General features: G+C 54.3%; 16 protein-coding genes. 10 read left to right on the plus strand and 6 right to left on the minus strand.

Annotated features, from left to right (window positions below; translation table 11 throughout):
• Window positions 1-2,612 (plus strand): PAS domain S-box protein (locus IEW12_RS27535; RefSeq protein ID WP_229751391.1); only part of this gene is annotated, 2,612 nt, incomplete at its 5' end.
• Between the two features lie 1,117 nt (window positions 2,613-3,729).
• On the opposite strand, the gene IEW12_RS27540 is transcribed toward IEW12_RS27535, so the two are convergent.
• The 6 genes from IEW12_RS27540 to cyoA all read right to left on the minus strand — a co-directional run bounded on the left by IEW12_RS27540 (window position 3,730) and on the right by cyoA (window position 9,142).
• Window positions 3,730-4,530: a neuromedin U gene (locus IEW12_RS27540; RefSeq protein WP_188569369.1), complete on the minus strand. Its 801-nt coding sequence runs from the start codon at window positions 4,528-4,530 to the stop codon at window positions 3,730-3,732.
• A 271-nt stretch (window positions 4,531-4,801) separates the two neighbouring features.
• Entirely contained in the window at window positions 4,802-5,002 is a 201-nt protein-coding gene (locus IEW12_RS27545; protein WP_188569370.1) for a hypothetical protein, read from the minus strand.
• A gap of 244 nt (window positions 5,003-5,246) precedes the next feature.
• Window positions 5,247-5,636 (minus strand): cytochrome o ubiquinol oxidase subunit IV, encoded by a 390-nt coding sequence (gene cyoD, locus IEW12_RS27550; protein ID WP_188569371.1) that lies wholly within the window; start codon window positions 5,634-5,636, stop codon window positions 5,247-5,249.
• On the minus strand, window positions 5,633-6,193 hold the full coding sequence (gene cyoC, locus IEW12_RS27555) for a cytochrome o ubiquinol oxidase subunit III (protein ID WP_229751392.1): 561 nt from the start codon (window positions 6,191-6,193) through the stop codon (window positions 5,633-5,635). Before cyoC ends, cyoD begins: the two co-directional genes overlap by 4 nt.
• Before the next feature lie 59 nt (window positions 6,194-6,252).
• Window positions 6,253-8,235 carry a cytochrome o ubiquinol oxidase subunit I gene (gene cyoB / locus IEW12_RS27560; RefSeq protein ID WP_188569373.1) on the minus strand — a complete coding sequence of 661 codons (1,983 nt, stop codon included), beginning with the start codon at window positions 8,233-8,235 and terminating at the stop codon, window positions 6,253-6,255.
• Between the two features lies 1 nt (window position 8,236).
• Window positions 8,237-9,142, minus strand: coding sequence for a ubiquinol oxidase subunit II (cyoA, locus tag IEW12_RS27565; RefSeq protein ID WP_188569374.1), 906 nt, complete (start codon window positions 9,140-9,142; stop codon window positions 8,237-8,239).
• A 650-nt stretch (window positions 9,143-9,792) separates the two neighbouring features.
• Between cyoA and IEW12_RS27570 the strand changes: the two genes are divergently transcribed.
• From IEW12_RS27570 to IEW12_RS27610, 9 genes are all read left to right on the plus strand, one after another.
• Window positions 9,793-10,929: an L-lactate dehydrogenase gene (locus IEW12_RS27570; RefSeq protein WP_188569375.1), complete on the plus strand. Its 1,137-nt coding sequence runs from the start codon at window positions 9,793-9,795 to the stop codon at window positions 10,927-10,929.
• A gap of 1,428 nt (window positions 10,930-12,357) precedes the next feature.
• Window positions 12,358-14,070, plus strand: coding sequence for a thiamine pyrophosphate-dependent enzyme (locus tag IEW12_RS27575; protein ID WP_188569376.1), 1,713 nt, complete (start codon window positions 12,358-12,360; stop codon window positions 14,068-14,070).
• Window positions 14,071-14,241: 171 nt separating this feature from the next.
• Window positions 14,242-14,667, plus strand: a complete 426-nt coding sequence (locus IEW12_RS27580; RefSeq protein ID WP_188569377.1) for an organic hydroperoxide resistance protein — start codon at window positions 14,242-14,244, stop codon at window positions 14,665-14,667.
• A gap of 641 nt (window positions 14,668-15,308) precedes the next feature.
• On the plus strand, window positions 15,309-15,821 hold the full coding sequence (locus tag IEW12_RS27585) for a JDVT-CTERM system glutamic-type intramembrane protease (RefSeq protein ID WP_229751393.1): 513 nt from the start codon (window positions 15,309-15,311) through the stop codon (window positions 15,819-15,821).
• Window positions 15,822-15,847: 26 nt separating this feature from the next.
• Entirely contained in the window at window positions 15,848-18,028 is a 2,181-nt protein-coding gene (locus IEW12_RS27590) for a choice-of-anchor D domain-containing protein (RefSeq protein WP_188569378.1), read from the plus strand.
• Between the two features lie 91 nt (window positions 18,029-18,119).
• Window positions 18,120-18,653: a TlpA family protein disulfide reductase gene (locus tag IEW12_RS27595; protein ID WP_188569379.1), complete on the plus strand. Its 534-nt coding sequence runs from the start codon at window positions 18,120-18,122 to the stop codon at window positions 18,651-18,653.
• On the plus strand, window positions 18,650-18,889 hold the full coding sequence (locus IEW12_RS27600; protein ID WP_188569380.1) for a DUF4266 domain-containing protein: 240 nt from the start codon (window positions 18,650-18,652) through the stop codon (window positions 18,887-18,889). The genes IEW12_RS27595 and IEW12_RS27600 overlap by 4 nt, the downstream gene beginning before the upstream one ends.
• A 21-nt stretch (window positions 18,890-18,910) precedes the next feature.
• Window positions 18,911-20,098 carry a DUF3570 domain-containing protein gene (locus IEW12_RS27605; RefSeq protein ID WP_188569381.1) on the plus strand — a complete coding sequence of 396 codons (1,188 nt, stop codon included), beginning with the start codon at window positions 18,911-18,913 and terminating at the stop codon, window positions 20,096-20,098.
• Window positions 20,092-20,988, plus strand: a complete 897-nt coding sequence (locus IEW12_RS27610; RefSeq protein WP_229751394.1) for an FAD:protein FMN transferase — start codon at window positions 20,092-20,094, stop codon at window positions 20,986-20,988. The genes IEW12_RS27605 and IEW12_RS27610 overlap by 7 nt, the downstream gene beginning before the upstream one ends.
• Window positions 20,989-21,010: the final 22 nt, after the last annotated feature.

A 21,010-nucleotide genomic window follows, 5' to 3' on the forward strand; every position in this document is an offset into this window, starting at 1 on the left:
ATGGCCACCGCGTTCCTGTGCTCATCGGGGTGGCCGGATTCGCCGACGAACGAAATCGTGTTTTAGCTTTTGTCATCGATATGACTGAGCGTAAGCAAGCGGAAAAAGAATTACGGCGCAGCCGCCACTATCTTGCGGAAGCGCAAATGGTCAGCCATACCGGAAGCTGGGCACTGAACCCGGTTTCGAATGCTATTCTGTATTGGTCGGACGAGTGTTATCGCGTCATGGGCCGTGACCCTGCGCAGGGCCTGCCTTCGTTCGAACAAGTAGCGGAAGACGTTTATCCGGATGACCGCGCCCGAGTCGTGGAAAGCTTTGAGAAGGCCTTGCGCGAAGGCGCCGACTGGGAAGCCGAGTACCGAATAGGGCGCACCAATACAGGGGTGCGTACCGTTCGTAGCCTGGGGCATCCGATTCTGGATGACTCTGGCCAGGTGATCGAATTCGTCGGAACTGTGATGGATATCACGGAGCAAAGGCGCGCGGAGGAAGAGCGCGAGGAACATTTATGGTTTCTTGAGTGCATGGACCGCATCAACCGCGCCATGCAACGAACGAACGAGGTCGAGGGTATGACGCGCGGTGTGCTTGAGGAGACGCTGGCGATCTTCGAATGCGACAGGGCCTGGCTGGTATATCCCTGCGACCCCGAAGCGCCGACCTGTCGCGCGGTAATCGAGCTTACGCAGCCGAATTATCCGGGTGTCTTCACGCTCGGCCAGGAATTGCCGGTCGACGCAGAAACGTCGAAGTCCCTGCGCGACGTATTGCACGGCCCAGGGGCGGTGATGGATCGCATCCCGTCGGAGATTCGCGACCGATTCAAGATTCTGTCGACGATTGCGGTCGCAGTTCACCCCAAAGGCGACAGGCCATACCTGTTCGGGTTGCATCAGTGCTCCCATTTGCGCTCTTGGACCGCCGTGGAACGGCGGCTCTTCGAAGAGATTGGCAGGCGCTTGGAAGATGCGTTGTCGAGCGCGATAGCGCACGGCAATCTGATCGCCAGCGAAGACGCATTACGAACGAGCGAGGAGCGCTTCCGAACCCTGGTGGACCACGCGACGGATGCCATCTTTCTTTATGACGATGAAGGTATCGTTCTTGACGTAAACCGTCAGTCCTGCGAAGCACTGGGTTACACGCGCGAAGAGCTAATCGGCATGAGTACCTGTCAGATCGACTGCGACATGACACAGGAAAAGACCCAGCGGATCAAGCAACGGCTGATCGAAGAAGGAAGTGCGACGTTTCAAAGCCGCCGCCTTCGCAAGGACGGGCGCATGTTTCCCGTCGAAGTGCGCGCGCGGGCATTCGACCGCGGAGGGCGCCTTTTCGGGATTGCACTTGCCACCGACATTACCGACCGTAGGCTTCGCGAGCAGCGGCTACTCGCCCAATTTAGTGTAACGCAGACGCTGTCCGAAGCGGCATCACTCGAAGAAGCAGCACCGCGCATTCTTCGCGAATTGTGTGAGGCACTCGAATGGGAACGTGCTGCATTCTGGCGCGTTGATCCGGAAGCAGGCGTCATAGCTTGCATGCAAACATGGTCGTCTGCCTCCTTCCCGAGCCCCCACTCCGAGTTGGAAACTGGAATAGATGGCTTCGGCATGTACCTCTCCAATCGAGTATGGCTGAGTGGCGCACCTGTATGGATTACCGACACGACGGTCGATCAGGAGTTTCAGTCGGTGGAAAAGGCCGCAATGGAAGGGCTCAGCACTGCTTTCGCCTTCCCAATTACGATCAAGAGCGGGGTCTTGGGCGTGATTGAACTCTTCCATCGCGAGGTCCGCGATACCGATCCCGAACTCATACAGATGATGAGCTCCATCGCAGGCCAGGTTGGACAGTTTATCGAGCGCACGCGCGCGGAAGAGGCGTTAAGATATGCGCGGGAAAAGCTTGCGCAGGCTTCGCGAATAGCAACGGTAGCTGAACTATCAGCATCCATAGCCCACGAAATTAACCAACCGCTGCAGTCTGTTGTAGCCAACGCACAGGCTTGCAGGCGCTGGCTCGCTGCGATGCCAGCCAACATCGAAAAGGCCCGTTTCAGCGCTGACGCCATCGTCCGTGACGGATATGCAACAGCGGACGTAATATTCCGCATTCGTGCACTGTTCAAGCGCTCGGCTCCTGCGAAGGTCGATCTTGACATCAATAAGCTGATATTTCAAATATGCACTCTGATGGCAGACGAAATTCAAGCAAACGAGATCTTACTCGATACTCGATTAGCTCAGGACGTACCGATGATCAGGGCCGACGCGGTGCAGATTCAGCAAGTGATCGTCAACTTAGTGCGTAACGCCGTTGAGGCCATGTCGGTTACGACAGGGCATAAGAAGTCCTTATTGATTCGCTCTCGACGCGACGGGGAAGACGTAGTTGTCGATGTTCAGGATGAGGGTACTGGATTGGCAAATCTGGAGACGATATTCGAGCCATTTACCACCACGAAGGAAACGGGTATGGGCATGGGATTGGCGATCTCCCGGTCGATAGTCGAAGCTCACGCCGGTCGTATCTGGGTCGTGCGCAATGAAGTCCATGGTGTGACCTTTAGTTTCAGCCTTCCGACCCATATTTTGGAGCCAAATTGAAAGAATGAGTCATCTTACCTCTAGTTACCTCGGGAATACTTCGATTACGACCATATCTGGTTGTTGCCACTGGACGCCGGAGACAAGAACTTTGCAATGGTGTACCTGCCCCAATTTTTGTTATGGCCTTTTAATTTTTATAAAGTGATGGTCAACGTCATCGCACATGGATCGGAATAGGCGATATCTCGGCCTCATAGCCTAGCTACTTAGGTATCAGGATTTTTGCAACATGGAAGAGCACGTGAATTTCACGATTTAACAGTGCGTACAGATTCAGACCAAACGGATCTCGCGATCGAACTATTACAGTTACAGTATTGCGGTTTTTCCGAACTTGTGAATAAGGCAGGTCCGTTGCTTGATGACCTGGCTCGCTGTTGATCGCAAGCTAAAATATAAAGATATCAGTAACTTATCTTACATGATTTTTGTGACGACCAGAAAAAGCCGCTGGGGTAGTCACTTATTCGCTGCCTGTAACTAAGTTGACGCGGAATGAAAATATGGAGAATAGCTAGATCGGATTTCTGCAAAAAAATGAAGTGACTACGCAACAGCCGACTTCAAATGCGGTCCAGCCAATTGTTGGTGAAATTGATGGGTTGGAAACAATGGCTAGAATTTAGGAAAGAATTTTCTATTTCTCATTGCTTGGGATTGCCATCGCAGCCAGATTCTATTTTTTGCTCTACTGACCAAGCGCCTCAAAATGACTCGCGATAATCCGTTTCGAGACAGGTGCCATGACGCAGTTGAATTGTTTGTCCAGCATCCATGTATCTTCCATGACCACCGCCAGTCCTGATACCGGGTGAGTTTTCGTCGGGTTGTGTTTGACGCGTTATATAACCAGTCCTGAGCGACCTGCGACGAGATAAACGAACGTGAATACTGCAATCCAAACTACATCAGTGACATACCAAAAACAGCTAAATTACCTGGTTTAACTATGTATCTGCCTATTTAGCTTGCCTGATGCAGCTGTCTTAATCGAGCTGCGCAGCCTCTAGTCGCTCGATCTGAGCTTTTTTTCCGGCGCCGCGATGGCTGAGCCATCGGCCACGCGTTTGACTGCGAGTTCCTTGAATTCACGCGATACGGCCAACCACTTGCGTCATGATTTCGGAAATAGAAATTGGACCTGCAGTCTGAATGACCAACTAGGCGCGTTTATGGGTCTAGCGAGGTTTGAAAATACTTGTACATTGGTATTGATAGACTGGCCGCCAACTTTAAATAAACGACCAATGCCTCCGCCAACTGGTACCGTCCAGCGCTCGCTTGATTTTTGTTTCCAATTCGAAGTAACGACGGGACTAGATACCAGATACCAGCCTCCTTTCATGTTGAAGTTCACAAAAGGCTGAAACGTCAGCTGATTAACCCGTTGCGAACCTTCGCCAGCCCACACATTATTAATCAGCGCGCCAACGACCCATGGACCTTGTATCGTTAACGCCACCGCCGCGGGACCGGTGCCCCATTTATTGGTGCCGAGCATTCTATTTGTAGCGGTCGGCAACCAAAACTGTGGGCCGATACCCCAAATAACCTCTCCCGGATGTGCAGGCGAAAAATAAAACTGTGGCTCCATGTTACCTAGCCCAAATTGACCATTTGAATCTGAAGTAGCCGGCGGTTGATAGATCAATGGAGTAATCCATCTAGTGATTAACACCCAATCGTCATTTAATTTTACTGGGATAACTGGTTGCACTAATAATACATTTTGTGTTGTGCCATATGGCCCAACGTTAAAATATGTATTATTTTGCAGAGGAAGAGTAACTAAATGGGCGATAGGATTTTGTGCTTCTCGGGCCTCTGCGACTTGAGGCTCTTCAGACGCCGGTTCGGCGAACGAATATCTACCGAACGAAAAGAGTACGCCCAGGAAAACGATGATTCTCGGCACGAGGGCTATGCGGAAATATCGGGCGGACCCATTGTATAGACACTGCAGCATACTTTTCCCTAGTAAAGTCTTGCGAAAATTATTGCTTTCGAATAGTTTCAAAAAATTTGTTGAATTCCCACCGTTTCGACACTTGTTTCAGGCACCGTGTTTTCCCCATTGTTGCAATTTCCCCTAATGCTTTAAAAGTGTCACGCGACAAGCCTGGGACCTTTGATGACACAAATTAGTTTCATATTGATAAACTCATCAGGCTCCGGTTGAATTCCAATTAATAGTCCCAGAGTGGAATACTCGTTTTGAGGATCGCCAGCCGTTGATTGCAAGGTCTTAGTACCCAAAAAATATCGGTGCTATCGGCATACAACAGCGAGATGGATAAGCTGAGTTCGTATTCACAGTAGCTTTCAGAAATGCGCTCCCCTATTTCAAGCATCGCCAGACTTGCAAAGTCTTCCTTAGGCTTGGTCATTAACTCTATAGCTTTGAAAAAAATATTTTCATAGCGGGAGAAGGCCGCACTAACAAAACCTCGCGATAGGCGTGTCCAGCCTTAACTAGCGCACCGAACGCCTGTTCGTTGATATGTTCGAAAAAGATCCAAAGCAGCGCTTCGGTTGTGGGGCGTATAGCCTGATATTACATACGTTTCGCCTGGCGGTATTGGACAAAGAGAGCAGCAAGTAATGTTACGCATCGATACTTCAGATTTCCGACTATCTTTGCATTTTCATCAAAATATTCATTGGCATCATATTGTGATGCAGATGGGACATAATCCAGAGCGACCCCACGACGACGATAAAAATGATGAGCAATGTTGCGGCGAATGCCAAGATGTTGGTGCGCTGCTCAGGAGCGGTATTGATGTGCAAGAAAAAGATGAGATGAACCAGCATCTGCGCAACGGCAAGCACGCTCACGGCAGCCAAAATGCTCGCGGGAGTCATCCAATCATTTATGGCCAGAATAAACGCTGCTGTAGTCAAGAACGCTGCAGAGAGGTAGCCTATCAAGTATCCGTGCCATGTCCCATGACCGCCACCAGTCCGAATGCCGGGCGCTTTTTCGGTGGCGGGCTCTTGTGGTGATAAATAGTCAGTCATGAGCGACCTCCAATGAGATAAACGAAGGTAAACACGGCAATCCAGACGACATCAATTACATGCCAAAACAGGCTGAAGCAATAGAATCGGCGCATCACAGCGGGCGAAAATCCTCTGAGGAGAAGTTGCACCCCAATGTATATGGCCCAAAGGAGTCCAGCGAGAACGTGCAGGCCATGCGTGCTAACAAGGGTGAAGAATGAGGAGAGAAATGCGCTGCGGTCCGGCCCCGCGCCATCCGTGATGAGTTGACGGAACTCCGACAATTCCAGATTCAGGAACGCCGCTCCCAAGAGGAAGGTAAGTCCCAGCATGAAGAGCGCCCCCACGCGGTTGCGATTATCGCAAGCCAGCATTGCCATGCCACATGTCAGGCTGCTGGTAAGCAGCAGCGCCGTTTCAATATAGGCGTTCTTCAAGCTAAAGAGATCATGGCCCGACGGCCCCCCATCAGTCGAGTTATGAAGGACCGCAAAAGTGGCAAAGAGCCCAGCGAAAAGAATCGCGTCACTGAGTAGGTAGAGATAGAAGCCAAATGCGGTGACTCTTTGGCGCATCGGTGTGCCGTCTCCTGTTATTGGAGTTGCTTCGAATGGCGTTGCGTATGAGCTGGACATTAGATTGACCTTATTGGTGTGGCCGGACGGCCTTGTGCGTTGGACTGCATCCCATTGACGCTGGCGGCCGACAGCACATATTCATCGTCTTCATCCCACGCGAAAACCGCAATGAGCGCGATTATTGCGGCAAGAGAGAGGGCGCCAAGCCAGAAGATGTGCCAGATCATTCCAAAGCCGCCAATTACCGCAAAGAAGGCGATGAAAAAACCCAGGGACGAGTTCTTTGGCACTTCAATCTCCTCAAATGTCTGGGCCGCGCTCGACACGCCTTCTATCTTTTGCTTCCAGTAAGCGTCGACGCTGGTAACGACGGGGAGGACCGGGAAGTTGTACATCGGAGGCGGCGACGGAGTTGACCATTCCAGGGTCCTGCCGTTCCATGGGTCCCCGGTGACGTCACGCCGACGGTCGCGAGTCCAGATGCTGTAGACCAGCTGAATAATCTGTAGAAGGATGCCAATCAGGATCAGGAAGGCGCCGAATGCCGCCACATAGAGGTAGATGTTCCATGAGGGATGGTTATAGTGGTTCAGGCGCCTGGTCATGCCCATGAAGCCCAGGACATAAAGCGGCATGAAAGCAAAATAGAAGCCCACAAACCAGAACCAGAACACGGCCTTTCCCAGGCGCTCATCCAACGTGAAGCCCCACACCTTCGGGAACCAGTACGTCAAGCCGGCCAGGCAGGCAAAGACAACGGAGCCAATGATGACGTTATGGAAATGCGCAATCAGGAAAAGGCTGTTGTGCAGTACGAAGTCCGCCGGAGGAATGGCCATTAAGACGCCAGTCATGCCGCCCACCGTGAAGGTGATGATGAAGCCTATGGTCCAAAGCACCGGGGACGTGTACTGAACACGGCCGCCGTACATTGTGAAGATCCAGTTGAATACTTTGACCCCAGTGGGAATCGCGATAATCATTGTTGTGATGCCGAAAAACGTATTGACGTCCGCCCCTGACCCCATAGTAAAGAAATGATGCAACCAGGTCGTAAAGCCGAGCAGACAAATCGCCATAGTGGCAATCACCATGGATCGGTAGCCGAAGAGGGGTTTTCCGGAAAAAGTCGCGATGACTTCAGAAAAAATCCCAAAGGCCGGCAACGCCAGAATATAGACCTCCGGGTGCCCCCAAGACCAAATAAGGTTGATGAACATCATCGGGTCTCCTCCGCCGTCATTGGTGAAGAAGTGCATTCCAACATAGCGGTCGAGCAGCAATTCCGAAAATGTTACAGTTAGGATAGGGAACGCGGCTACGATCAGCATGTTGGATGCAAGTGCAGTCCACGTGAACACCGGCATCATATCAAGCTTCATGCCAGGGGCCCTCATTCTTAAAATAGTCGCAAGCAGATTCACGCCCGAGAGCAGTGTTCCTGCTCCGGATATCTGCAGGGACCACAGGTAATAGTCAACCCCTACTCCGGGGCTGTACGCGAGCTCCGATAATGGAGGATAAGCAAGCCATCCCGTACGGGCAAACTCGCCTATTCCCAGCGACAGATTCACAAGCAGGGCACCGGCGGCGGTCAACCAGAAGCTGATAGCATTGAGCTTGGGAAATGCGACATCACGTGCACCAATCTGGAGCGGCACCACGAAATTCATTAGACCTATGACGAAGGGCATCGCCATGAAAAAAATCATGATGGTGCCATGAGCTGAAAAAACCTGGTCATAGTGCTCTGGGGGTAGATAACCCTTTGCGCCATCATGCGCCAGTGCCAGCTGCGAACGCATCATGATAGCGTCGCTGAAGCCGCGAAGCAGCATGACCAGCGCAAGCAGCGTGTACATCACCCCAACGCGCTTGTGGTCCACCGTCGTCAACCATTCGGTCCAGAGCCAACGCCACCTTTTCAGATACGTAATGAGGGCAAGGACCCCGAAAATTCCGATTAAAATGACCAAGCACGTGCCCATCACGATGGGTTGGTCGAACGGAATTGCATCCCACGTCAATTTTCCGAACATTTCAATACTCCTTTCCGAGGACCATACCGTCTATTGCCATCGCAGGCTTTTGACCGCATTCCCGGCTCACCGCCACTGAGTCCACGCTCAGCAGCATTGCATATCCAAAAATGTCGCCATCGACAGAGGCGAAATGTTCAATGCCTGACGTCTTGTGTGAGCTCGCGAGGCGCGTATATTCGCGTGGGCCTAGAGAGCCACCACCGCTCTTTAACTTCGCGACCCATGCTTCGAAACCGGCTTGGTTCGTTGCCAATACTGGAAAGTGCATGTCGGAGAATCCATCGCCGCTAAATTGAGCAGAAAACCCTTCGTAGGTTCCCAGATCGGTGACCTGAAGGGAGAGGCTCGTCTGCATTCCCGCCATCGTGTAGATTTGGCCTCCCACGCTGGGAATGAAGAATGAGTTCATGACGGTCGCCGACGTTAATTTGAAGTTGACCGGAACGCCGACGGGTACAGCGAGTTCGTTGACGCTCGCTATGCCAAGGTCCGGGTAGATGAATAGCCATTTCCAATCCATAGAGACAACCTGAACGTTCAAAGGTTTTTGCTCCGATGCAATTGGCTGGTAGGGATCAAGGTCGTGAGCTCCCGTCCAAGCAATCGCGCTGAGGAAGAGAACTACTAGTAGCGGGACCATCCAAATGCTGAATTCGATGCGGCCTGAATACTCCCAATCGGGCCGATAGATGGCCTTATTATTTGTCGAACGGAACCACCAGAAATACACCAAAGCTAGCACAATGACTGGAACAACGACGACCAACATCGTGATCAATGCTTCTAGTAGGAGCAATTTTTCCGAGGCTCCTATCGGTCCGTGCGTTACCAACACGCCTTCCGTGCAGCCTGACAGGGTTGTGCCGAAAGTCACTAAACTCAATTTCAAAAGACGAAGTCTCATGGTTATTCGACGGCCTCCGTGACGTTTTTCCCGAAAAATTATGCGGGACAGTGGTGTCGAATCTCAATGGAAGGTTGCGATTCCGATGTGATTGGCGACGAGCCAATAATGCAGGATCAGCCAGGGCAGAGCTATCCCTCGCATGGGGGATAGGCTCATGTCGATCAATTTTCAGGTCTCCCAAATGAGAGATTTTCATCTGGTACTGTCGCAAATATATTGTAAAAAACGCGACAAGCCATGTACAACATCGCATTCCAAAACTGGCCTGAGAAATCGTACTAACGCTCATACCAAGAGGAAGCGTTTCGATTTTGGAATCCGTGAGAAAACTGAACTGGTATTTGGTCCAGCATGTGGCGCTGGGGAAGCAATTTCTCGTACATTGGTCCGAAGACGGTAGTGGCCGACATGGTCTCCTTAGTACGATCAAGGTTTTCCAACACAATCGTTTTTGTCGGCGGGCCTTTCGGCGCGGTTGGCAGTCGCGGATGCGGTCCGAACGACGGCGTAATGCGCACCTAGTTTCTCGGCGCCATCCCCCCCGTAGGAGGGATAGCGCATTCTAGGTCCCGGACGTAATATAGAGTTCCACGATCACTCTATCGCTGATGCAGCGCGCCTACCTTCCTAAGGAGTTGAAGACCAGCATGAATATCGCGAACATTGAAGACTATCGCAAACTATGCGAAGCCAGACTTCCCCGATTCCTGTACGACTACATCAGCGGTGGCTCTTTCCAGGAGAACACGCTGCGCGCGAATATGGCGGAGCTACAGGCCACGCTGTTGCGCCAACGTGTGATGGTGGACGAATCGCATATCAACTTGTCGATTGACTTGTGGGGGCAGGCAATGTCACTGCCAATCGTTTTAGGGCCCGTCGGTATGGCCGGAATGTACTCGAGCCGCGGCGAAGTCAAAGCGGCCAATGCGGCGAAGGCGGTTGGGGTTCCGTTTACGCTGTCGACCATGGGGGTGTGCGACGTGCACGAGGTCGCGCAAAAGACTGGCGTTCCTCCTTGGTTCCAGCTCTATATGCTCAAAGACCGCGGTTTCGTAAAGAGCGTGATCGAACGATCAGTTTCTGCAGGTTCGAAGGTGTTGGTATTCACTGTCGATCTTGCGACCCCCGGGCGGCGATACAGCGAGGTGCACGACGGGATGGAGAAGGACCCGACGCTTCTTGGGATGCTGGGGTTCGTAGCCCAAGGCGTGACGCACCCACGCTGGGCCCTCGATATCGTCACTAAAGGCTGGCCACTGAAGTTCGGTACTGTGGCTGGAGCAATGCCCAAAGGCGTCCCGTATGGAAAATTTGTTCACGACAACTTCGATGCATCGACTAACTGGAGAGACATCGAGTGGATACGGTCAATCTTTCCTGGAAAGATTATTTTGAAAGGTATTCTCGACCCCGAAGATGCAAAGCGCGCTGTACAGACAAATATCGACGGGATTGTGGTGTCAAACCACGGTGGCAGGCAACTCGATAGCGTGACATCGACCATTCGTGCCTTGCCGAAGGTTGTCGATGCCGTTGAAGGTAGAGTTCCGGTGTTTATGGATGGAGGCATTCGCTCGGGCCTGGACGTGTTGAAAGCGCTGGCGCTTGGCGCCAAGGCATGCTTCGTAGGACGGGCGTGGGCATATGCATTGGGGGCGACGGGCGAATCAGGGGTCCGGGACATGTTGGACATCCTTAGAGAGGAGCTCAGGGTCGCCATGATTCTGACGGGATGTAGTGATGTCAACCGAGCCACTTCTGACTTGCTGCTCAAGGATTGACGCACGCCGTTGTGTAGGTCGCTGTCTTTCGGGTAGGTGCAAGTCCATGCGCCACTCACGCAGAAGTTTCTTGGATCAGACACAAGTCATGTTGCTTCCAGAGCAGTTTGGCGGTTACATTGTGCAGAGTAATCCAGTACGAGTGTCGACGTCTTCTTTGAAGAGCTGGGTCCGGAGAGTATGGGATTTGAAAGCGTCAATCCGGCAGAAGTATGACAGTCCGCGTATCTCCTGTCGGTGCTTCTTAGTATCGACATTAAGGTAAGTGTCGCCTAAAATTTAGTCTACCTTAGGTGAATTAAAATCAACGTTACTTTGGAAAGACAAGAAATGAACAAGATAGAGCACTAACGCGCCGAGAGCCCTTTATCGATCATTCCCTGCCGTTGCAGCAGCCAGTCAATTATCGCGTACAAATCGTCCTCGCTGGCATGCGTGACGCCGAAATCTTCAGGCGGGGTGGTCGTATGCCACTATCGAGCGGTAGCAATTGGGCTTTGGTGTCACGATGCGCCAGGCCAACATGTCCAACATCAGGTCGCGTTCACGACAAGCTTTGTACGCGATCATCCATGTCCATTCCAATCGCGCATCGTCCTCGCCACAGCATCCGTATGCCCATGCGCGCGAACAAAAATCTCGAAAGCCTGCGCCAGTGGCAGGAAAGCCTCGCTTTGCAATGAGCGGAAAATGATCTCGTCCAACGAATTTGGCGAATGCGAAGGGTCACCAGTATCTCTATCTTAATGGCACTGTCTTTGCAGTAGCTGCCACGCAGCAGATGGGTGCAACAGAGCCTATGAGCCAGCACATTCCTCTGTCTCTAGCTGACATGGTGTCACTTCTCTTGTGAAGGTTCGACAAGCGTATCACTTCATCTCGCTGCGTTGGTCCAGCTCGAAGGGTACCCCCTTTCACCAATAAAAAATATCTCAATAGAACACTTACCGTACCAGCGTTTAACATATTCGCTAGCCGAGATTCGGCCGATGGTGAACACAGCTTTCGAGAACGCCATCAGACCTAGTTCGATCCGATCCTGCCACGGTACCCAGCCATACTGTCGACAATTTCCAAGATGCAAGGATTTTCCAGTCCTTCGGGTCATCGGCAAGTCAGCAGCGCCAGGTCGACCTACTCCTCGAACAAGACGAACTACAGCTTCATGTAATTGCGCTCCTTCCTCCTGGTTCTTATCATCACAGCAAGGTAGGACTCTGACGCGAACCTCAGCTTGGTGAGCTTCATACCTCCGGCCTGTTGGCATGCGATTGTCCACGCATCGTGCGGCCGACATACGGTGGAACCGCGTTATGTCGTTTTCACGGACACGTCCGGTCGATGCCCTCGTTCGCGGTGAACACGTCAGGACATAGGTTGCCACGTTGTTCATGCGATTCTCCATCACCTCACGTCTAGGAGACGTATATGGGCAAGAAAGTTGCAGAAATAATTGTCGAAGTTCTCGAACAGGCTGGCGTTAAGCGCTGTTACGGCATCGTGGGTGACACGCTCAACCTGTTCGCGGAAAACCTGGAGCGCAGCTCTATCGATTGGGTCAGCGTTCGCCACGAAGAAGCGGGCGCCTTTGCTGCGGGCACAGAAGCGCAGTACACGAATAACCTGACGGCGTGTGCGGGTAGCTGCGGCCCGGGCAGTTTGCACTTCATCAACGGATTGTATGAAGCCAACCGTAATCGTGCTCCTGTAGTCCTGATCGCAAGTCAGGTGGCGATGAGTGAGATGGGTTTTGAGTTCATCCAAGAGGTGGACTTCATGTCGATCTTTAAAGGATGCTCGGTATTCTGCGAAATGATCCTGACGCCTGACCAAGCCAGAAAAAAAACGGTAATGGCTTGCCAGGCCGCGTTGGCCAAGCGTGGAGTCGCAGTGCTGATCGTCCCGGTCGACATGTCCCACGGCGAAGTAAAAGAAGACTTCCCTTACCGCGTTCATCATACTCGCCCGATCATCCGGCCGAGTGACGCGGAGATCGAACAAATTGCACTGATGCTCAACGCCGGGGAACGGATCGCTATTTATGCGGGGTCCGGCTGCGAGGGGGCACTCGACGAAATCATTGCAGTGGCTGATCAGCTCAAGGCCCCGATCGCCCATACCTCTCGCGGAAAGTGCTTTCTTGAGCCGAACAATCCCTACAACATCGGCATGACGGGCATCCTGGGGAATGAAGCCGGCTACAACGCCCTGCTCGAATGCGACACCTTGTTATTGCTGGGTGCTGATTTTGCGTGGCGTCAGTTCTATCCCGACGAAGCCAAGATTATTCAGATAGACATCGACCCGACGCATATAGGGCGACGGCATCATGTCACCCTGGGTGCCGTCGGCGATATTCAACCTACACTGCAGGCATTGCTGCCGCACCTGGAGCGCAAAGACGATGCTTCCTTTCAGGAAAAGTATGTCAAGCGATACGCCGAGGCCATGGCATCTGCAAGAAAGCATCTCGTACCCGGACACAACGACACCATCCCCGGCTCGTATCTGACGTCGGTGATCAACCAATATGCCAACGACGATGCACTCTTTTGCGCGGACGATGGCACATCGGTGGTATGGGCAATTCGCCTGATCGAGGCCAACGCCAAACGCCAGATCTTCGGTAGCCTTCTGCATGGCACCATGGCGACTGCCCTCCCGAGTGCATTGGGACTTCAAAAGGCATGTCCCGACCGTCAGGTGATCGCCATGTGCGGAGACGGTGGCCTTTCGATGCTCTTCGGCGAACTCCTCACCACGATCCAGGAAAACGTGCCGATCAAGATCGTCGTATTCGACAACAGCAAGCTGGGCTTCGTGGAAATCGAACAGAAGTCGGAGGGCATGCTCGACACTTTCACGCACTTGAAGAATCCGGATTTCGGCAATGTGGCCACGGCGATCGGCCTTTGGGGGAAAACGGTTCGGAACGCCTCCGAGCTTCCAACGAGCGTGCAAGAATGGCTGTCCCAACCGGGCCCCGCGCTTCTTAATGTCATTGTAAACCCGCTGGAACTGGTCAAGCCGCCCTTTTTTGAAGCAAAGCCCGTGATCGGCATGGCCCTGTACTCCGTTCGCGCCGTACTCAACGGGCGCGGGGCCGATGTGCTGGAAATGGTGCGTGAAAACTTCCTTTAAGCTGGCGAAATTTCCCTGCGAAAAGTAAGCGTTGTGCTAGTGCTGAATTGACGGCTGGGTTACTTTTCCTTAGTTAATTTTATCGCACGCGTGGGGAGTTGCGTTCGCCACTCGACGACCGAGTGGATTAAACCACCCCCACTACCACCTTGATATGAGAAGGAATTTAGAATGACCATTGAAAAAGTCTTATACCGTGCTCATGCGTACGTCACTGGCGGGCGCGACGGACGTGCGACGGATCCACAGGGCTACCTTGATCTCAAGTTGACAATACCGAAGGAACTCGGAGGCATAGGCGGTGACGGTACAAATCCAGAACAACTCTTTGCCGCTGGATACAGCGCGTGCTTCATTGGCGCACTCAGGACCGTCAGCATGCGCGAGAAGATCACTTTGCCGAAGGAAGTCGCTGTCGACGGTATCGTCGGGATCGGACAGATTCCAATGGGCTTCGGTATCGAAGTCGAACTCAAAATCTCGCTGCCGGGGATAGGCCGCGCGGAGGCGCAAGCTCTGATCGACAAGGCGCATGTCGTCTGCCCTTATTCGAACGCGACGCGCAATAACATCGACGTCAAGCTAACGCTTGTCTAATCCGCGCATTTTCCAGGGTAGTCGCACTATGCGCGGGTTTCCCATCCAGCGTTGATAGCAAAGATTCGCAGTAGGGTGGACCGACTTTGGTGCGCATCTTGGGGCTGCGGACATTCCATTTGTTGGAGGTGTCGTGTTGCCGCAACCTCAATGCGGTTTAGCGGATAGCCGTAAATACGAAATGACTCATCTTCGGCGCCATGCCACGCGGGCGAACACCAAAGCTGCAATACACCATCGCGCTGAGTCATGACGCGGTGTGATGTCATCATCAATCCCAAAAAAAAAAGACGAATGATTGGCATCATTTTTGGTTGTGCTGCTTCTCACGGGATTACTTTGACCCCCTCCGATGGAGGCCGCTTAAAGTCGCTTGCCGCAAGGCTTGACAAGGGTAGGTATCCAACATAGATATTGTGGCGGCATTTCGGTGGCTTTTAGAACATCGACGCCTTGAGTTCAGCCTTCACTCTGTGAATGGGTTAGTGCCAGATTCAGCTATAAAGGTTCATGACACCCAGAAAAAAATCCCCACCTGCCGATGCGTCAAATAAAAATTTTTTTTAACGAAATTTCTTTAGCCCTTTGAACCATTTCTGCTTGGCATCGTATTTACCGACTGAAATAACTGGCCTGCTTCGATGTTGAAACTGGGCCTGAAGACAGCACAGGTAATGGCCGCTGATCCCGGCCGGGATTTAGGAATTGAACCGCGCACTATCTCCATGGATTTTGTTTCCCTGTTTATTACGATACCTCGCTTGTGTGGGAGCCAGTTGCAACATCCCGATGCCGGCATCTTGCTTCGCCTGTTGCTGCTGGCGCCACTGCTGGAGGAGTGGATAATTCGGGCCGGCCTGCAGGAATGGACGATAGGACGCAGCGAGCACTATCGGCTGGAAGTGCAGGCAGCCGCAGTACCTACTGGTTTGCCCGCGATCTTGTCCACGCTTTTGCCAATACTTGCGCCTGTACTGCTGTCTGCGACCGGATTCAGCTTGCTGCACTTATCCGCAGGACTGTTCATGGCCGGGATGGTATTTGTGCCGGGCTTGGTGCTCGCACTCGTTTACCAGGCTACCAGGGACTGGCGGCTGTGCGCGCTGGTCCATAGTTTTTTTAATGCCTTTGCACTTTGTTTTTGTGGTTTTTAAATTTATTCACCTATGAGGAAGAAGCTATGACCAGGCCGCATTTGCGTCTATTCCGATTACTGCGTCAATTGCGCGCAATAAGTATCTACGCCATACTCGGATTCAGCTGCAGCACCCAGTTGGCGCATGCCGCCAACGCCCTGAACGGCAAAAACCTGTTTCTGAACGGACCGGTGTCTGGAGGCGTGAGTTGCGCCTCTTGCCATGGTCCAAGTCCGGCGAACAATGTCAACGGCATCTTGGCCGCCGCAAATAACCCAGCCGTCATAAGCAGCGCTTTCGCGCAGAACCTGGGCGGAATGGGTTCTCTGTTCAATGGTAAGTTCTCCGCATCGGAAATCGCCGACCTGGCGGCGTTCATTGGCAATCCTTCTGTAACGGCAGCGCCAGCCGCATCGGTCTCTCCGCCCAGCCTGACTTTTGCCGGCACTACCGTGGGCCAGACCAGCGGCGCGCTGGAGGCGACCCTATCGAATAACGGTACCGCGTCGCTCAATGTCGGGACCATTAGCATTGCCGGCGGCGCTGCTGCCGATTTCCTGCTTGTCGCAGGCGGCTCTTGTGCCAATGGCAGCATCGTCGCTGCGAGCTCCAGTTGCACTATCCATGCCGCCTTCCGGCCAACAGTTGCCGCCGCGCGTTCTTCCTCAGTGAGCATCACGCATAATGCCACTGGCGGTGTCAGCACCATAGCGCTGAACGGCACCGGCAACGCAGTGCCGCAGGCAAGCATCGCCACATCGGCGAGCAGTGTCAATTTTGGCGCCGTTCTCATCAATACCTCATCTTCGGTGCAGTTCATCACAGTCAGCAATAGTGGCCAGGCGGCCCTTAACCTTACCGGCATAACGCTGGGCGGAGCCAATACAGGCGTATTCACGCTGGGCGGCAGTTGCAGCACGCAGACGCCGGTCACTGCGGGCGGCAGCTGCACGGTCACCGTGCAGGCCAAGCCGACAGTAGCGGGTAATTTTACTGCCAGCCTTAACCTCGCCTCCAACGCATCCAACGGTGCTGCGAGCATCAGCTTAAGCGGTTCGGGGTCAACGCCGGCACCTGCTATCCTTGCCAATCCGACTGCGGTTGCCTTCGGCACCCAGAGCATAGGTTCGACTCCCGCCAACCAGACCGTGACGCTGACCAACTCTGGCAATGTCGCAGTGAACTTTACATCGATCGCCGTGACCGGTTCGGCCGCTGTCGCGATTGGGGCCGGCAATAGCTGCGGTACGACGCTGGCAGTCGGTGCGCACTGCGCGGTACCGCTGGCGCTGACGCCGACTACTGAAGGCAATGTGGCCGCCAACCTGGTGATCAGTTCTAGTGCTGCTACGGTTCAGGTCGGCATTACCGCCATAGTCACGGCCAAGGCTACCGCGAAACCTGAGTTGTCCGACTCCGGCACCATCGCATTTGCCGATACTCAGGTCGGCAAGAGCTCGGCGGCCCATACCACGACCTTGAGCAATTCCGGCACCACAGCGCTGAAAATCACGTCGCTGGTTGTCAGCGGCAGCCAGCCGGGAGACTTTATCCTAGGCGGCACCTGCAGTGCCAATGCCACGGTCAGCCCTGCCTCAAACTGCACCATAGAAACCAGTTTCAAACCGTCGGCGGCGGGCGCCCGGTCCGGCAGCCTGCTGCTGGTCACCGATGGCGGCGCACAATTCAATCTGAACCTGGCCGGCAACGGCATTGCGGTAGTGACGACTGCGCCGACACTGAGCATTTCACCGCAGGCCTTCGATTTCGGCACTAGCGCAATCGGTGGCGCTCCACTGAGCAAGCGCTTTAGCCTGAGCAACACCGGCAACTCTGCGGTTTCGCTGGTCAGCGCGACATTTAGCGGGCCATTTTCTGCCGGCAGTGATGCCACCACCTGCCCGGCTTTCCCCTTTGCGCTGCTGGCTGGGACCTCCTGCGACCTGCTGGTGCAGTATGCGCCGACTGTTGCTGGAACCAGCAACGGCAATGTAGTGATCCAGTCCAGCGCTGCAGCGACCAGCTGGACCATCTCATTCACCGGCACAGCCAGCCAGGCAAGCCAACCGGCATCTAGCAACGCGGCGCAAAACACGGGCGGCGGTGGCTGCTCGGCGGCCAAGAGTGGCAATGATCCGCTGCTGGTGCTGATGGTGTTCATGGCTGCGGCCGTGCTGGTCTGGCGCCGTCGCCAGTCCAGGCATGACGGGAAATCCTCCCGCTAGCTGCCAAGAGGGGAATACGTGGTGCCGGCCTGTTGCAGCAAGCGGCGGCGCCTCTTGTTTAAAGCGGTTGTATATCGAATCAGGTGTCGCGATGAATTCAATTTTTAAACCAAAGAAAATCCTGGGCGGTAGAGCGCGTTTAGCCTCGCTCGCCATTTTTTCCGCAATCCTTTACTTGCCGCAGGCGTACGCGCTGGAGAAGGGCAGCGCCGCTCCAGCGTTCGATTTGAACGGGATAGACGGCCAGGTGAAACTGGCAAAATACCAGGGCAAGCTGATCTATCTGGATTTTTGGGCCTCGTGGTGCGGCCCCTGCCGCCAGTCTTTCCCATGGATGAACGAGCTGCAGAACAAATACGGCGCTCAGGGCTTGCAGGTTATCGGCGTCAACCTGGACGCCAGGAATGAAGATGCGCGCACTTTCCTCGCTGGCACGCCGGCCCATTTCGTCATTGCCTTCGATCCTGCAGGCGCCACGCCGCGCAACTACGGCGTCCGGGGCATGCCCAGCAGCCTGCTGATTGGCCCAGATGGCAAAGTGCTGTTCGAGCATAGCGGCTTCAAGGACGCCGACAAGGTGGAACTGGAAGAAAAAATCAAAGCTTCGCTGGGAGTCAAAAATTGAAAACGGCAATCAAGAAACTGGCACGCGTCGCCGCGCTCTGCAGTGCACTGACGGCTTTGTCCGGCTGCGCGTCGATCAGCACGGTACAGCCGTGGGAAAAAGGCACGCTCGCGCGGCCCGAGATGACTTTCGGCGGCGACAAGCTGGAAGCACGCTTCAACGAACACATCTATACCAGCCGGGAAGCAGCGTCGGGCGGTTCCAGCGTCGGCGGCGGCGGTTGTGGTTGCAATTGAATACCCTGAAAACGATCTGACATGACTATACGCAAACAATCAACTCCCGCTGCTGCAACAGCGGTTACCCCATCGTCGAGCGGCCAGCAGGCGCTCGGCGCAACGATCCTGACTGCGGCGCTGGTACTGCCAGGCATACAAGCGGCCCATGCGGACAGTCCGCCGGAAAATGCCGTCCTCAGCCTGAAGTACCTCGATTACCGGGACAACCAGCCGGGCTTGAACCGGATTACTTCGCACTCGCCGGCAATCTCCATTATGACTCCGGTTGCCGGAGAATGGGCGATAGAGGGCACCTTGACATCGGATAACGTATCCGGCGCATCGCCGCGCTACCATACTGCGGTTTCCGGCGCTTCGCGGATGAATGACCAGCGCACTGGCGCCGACTTTTCAGTGACCCGCTATTTCCCGCGCGGCAGCCTGACTATGGGCGCCGCCTATTCGACCGAGCACGATTACGAGTCGCGTGCGCTGTCGGTACAGGGCAATCTCTCCAGTGAAGACAAGAACACTACCTGGTCGGTCGGCATAGGCGGCGCCCGCGACCGCATCAATCCGGTGAATTTTATCGTGACTGACGAACAAAAGAGAACCAATAATTTCCTGCTAGGCGTGACCCAGGTTTTTACGTCGCAGGACATCGGCCAATTGACTGTGACCCGCAGCCTCGGCGACGGCTATTTCTCCGACCCTTACAAGGAAGTAGACAACCGGCCGCGGGTGCGCAACCAGACCGCGCTGCTTGCACAATGGAACCATCACTATTCCGGCAGCGACGGCACCAGCCGGCTGAGCTACCGCTATTATACCGACAGCTATAAGATCAGGGCGCATACCTTCAGCGCCGAGTACGTGCAGCCGCTGGCGCAAGGATGGACAGTTGCGCCGGTAATCCGCCTGTACACCCAGAGCGCGGCCAGTTTTTACTTCGACCCGGTGTATGACACGCAGCTGGGTGCGCCGTTCCCGCCGGGATATGTATTTGGCTCCAATCAATACGTGTCTGCCGATCAGCGCTTGTCGGGATTCGGCGCCGTCACGCTGGGTCTCAAGCTGATCAAACAATTGACGCGCGACTGGGCGGTGGACCTCAAGCTGGAGTCCTATCAGCAGCGCGGAAGCTGGCGCCTGTTCCATCAGGGCAGCCCGGGCCTGGAGCCACTGCGCGCGCAGAGCATACAATTGGGAGTGACACGCCAGTGGTAGAGCCGGTTTTCCGCATTGCGTTCGAAGCGATGGCAAGCCGCTGCGAAATCAGGCTGGCCGCTCCGGATGAAACCGCCGCCGGCCGCCTGGCGCAAGCGGCGGTGGATGAGGTGCGGCGCATCGAACACAAGTACTCCCGCTATCGCCCCGACAGTATCGTTTCCCGCATCAATGCCGCGGCCGGCAAGGAAGCTGTAGAGTGCGACGAGGAAACTTCGGCACTGCTGGCTTATGCGGATTGCATGTATAAGGCCAGCCACGGCCTATTCGACATCACCTCCGGAGTACTACGCCGCGCGTGGAATTTTCGCGCCGCAGCGCTGCCTGAACCGGAGAAGCTTGCTCCGCTGCTTGATTTGATAGGCTGGGCCAAGGTGCATCGCGACCTGCGCAGAATTTGTTTGCCGCGGGCCGGGATGGAGCTGGATTTCGGTGGCTTCGGCAAGGAGTATGCAGCTGACAGGGCGGCGGCGGTGCTGGAGGAGCAGGGCGTGCAGTTCGGCTATGCCAACCTGGGCGGCGACATCCGCGTGATCGGACCGCAGCCGGACGGACAGGCATGGGACATCGGCATTCAGGATCCGCGCCATGCTGACAGGATTATCGCCACTATCCCTGTCAGCCGCGGCGCACTGGCGACCAGCGGTGATTACGAGCGTTTTTTCGAATTGGATGGGCGCAGATACTGCCATATCCTTAATCCGCGCTGCGGCATGCCGGTTTCTCACTGGCGCTCGGTCAGCGTGCTGGGGCCGCTGGCCATAGCCGCCGGCAGTTGCTCGACCATCGCGATGCTAAAACAGAAGGACGCGCTGGTTTTCCTGGACAGTTCTGGTATGAGCTATCTGGCGATAGACCAGCAGGGGAACTTGTTGAAAAAAAATGCCTGAAAACTAGGACCTGTTTATTTTA

This window comes from Parundibacterium terreum, from assembly GCF_014636315.1.
GTDB classification, from domain to species: domain Bacteria; phylum Pseudomonadota; class Gammaproteobacteria; order Burkholderiales; family Burkholderiaceae_D; genus Undibacterium; species Undibacterium terreum.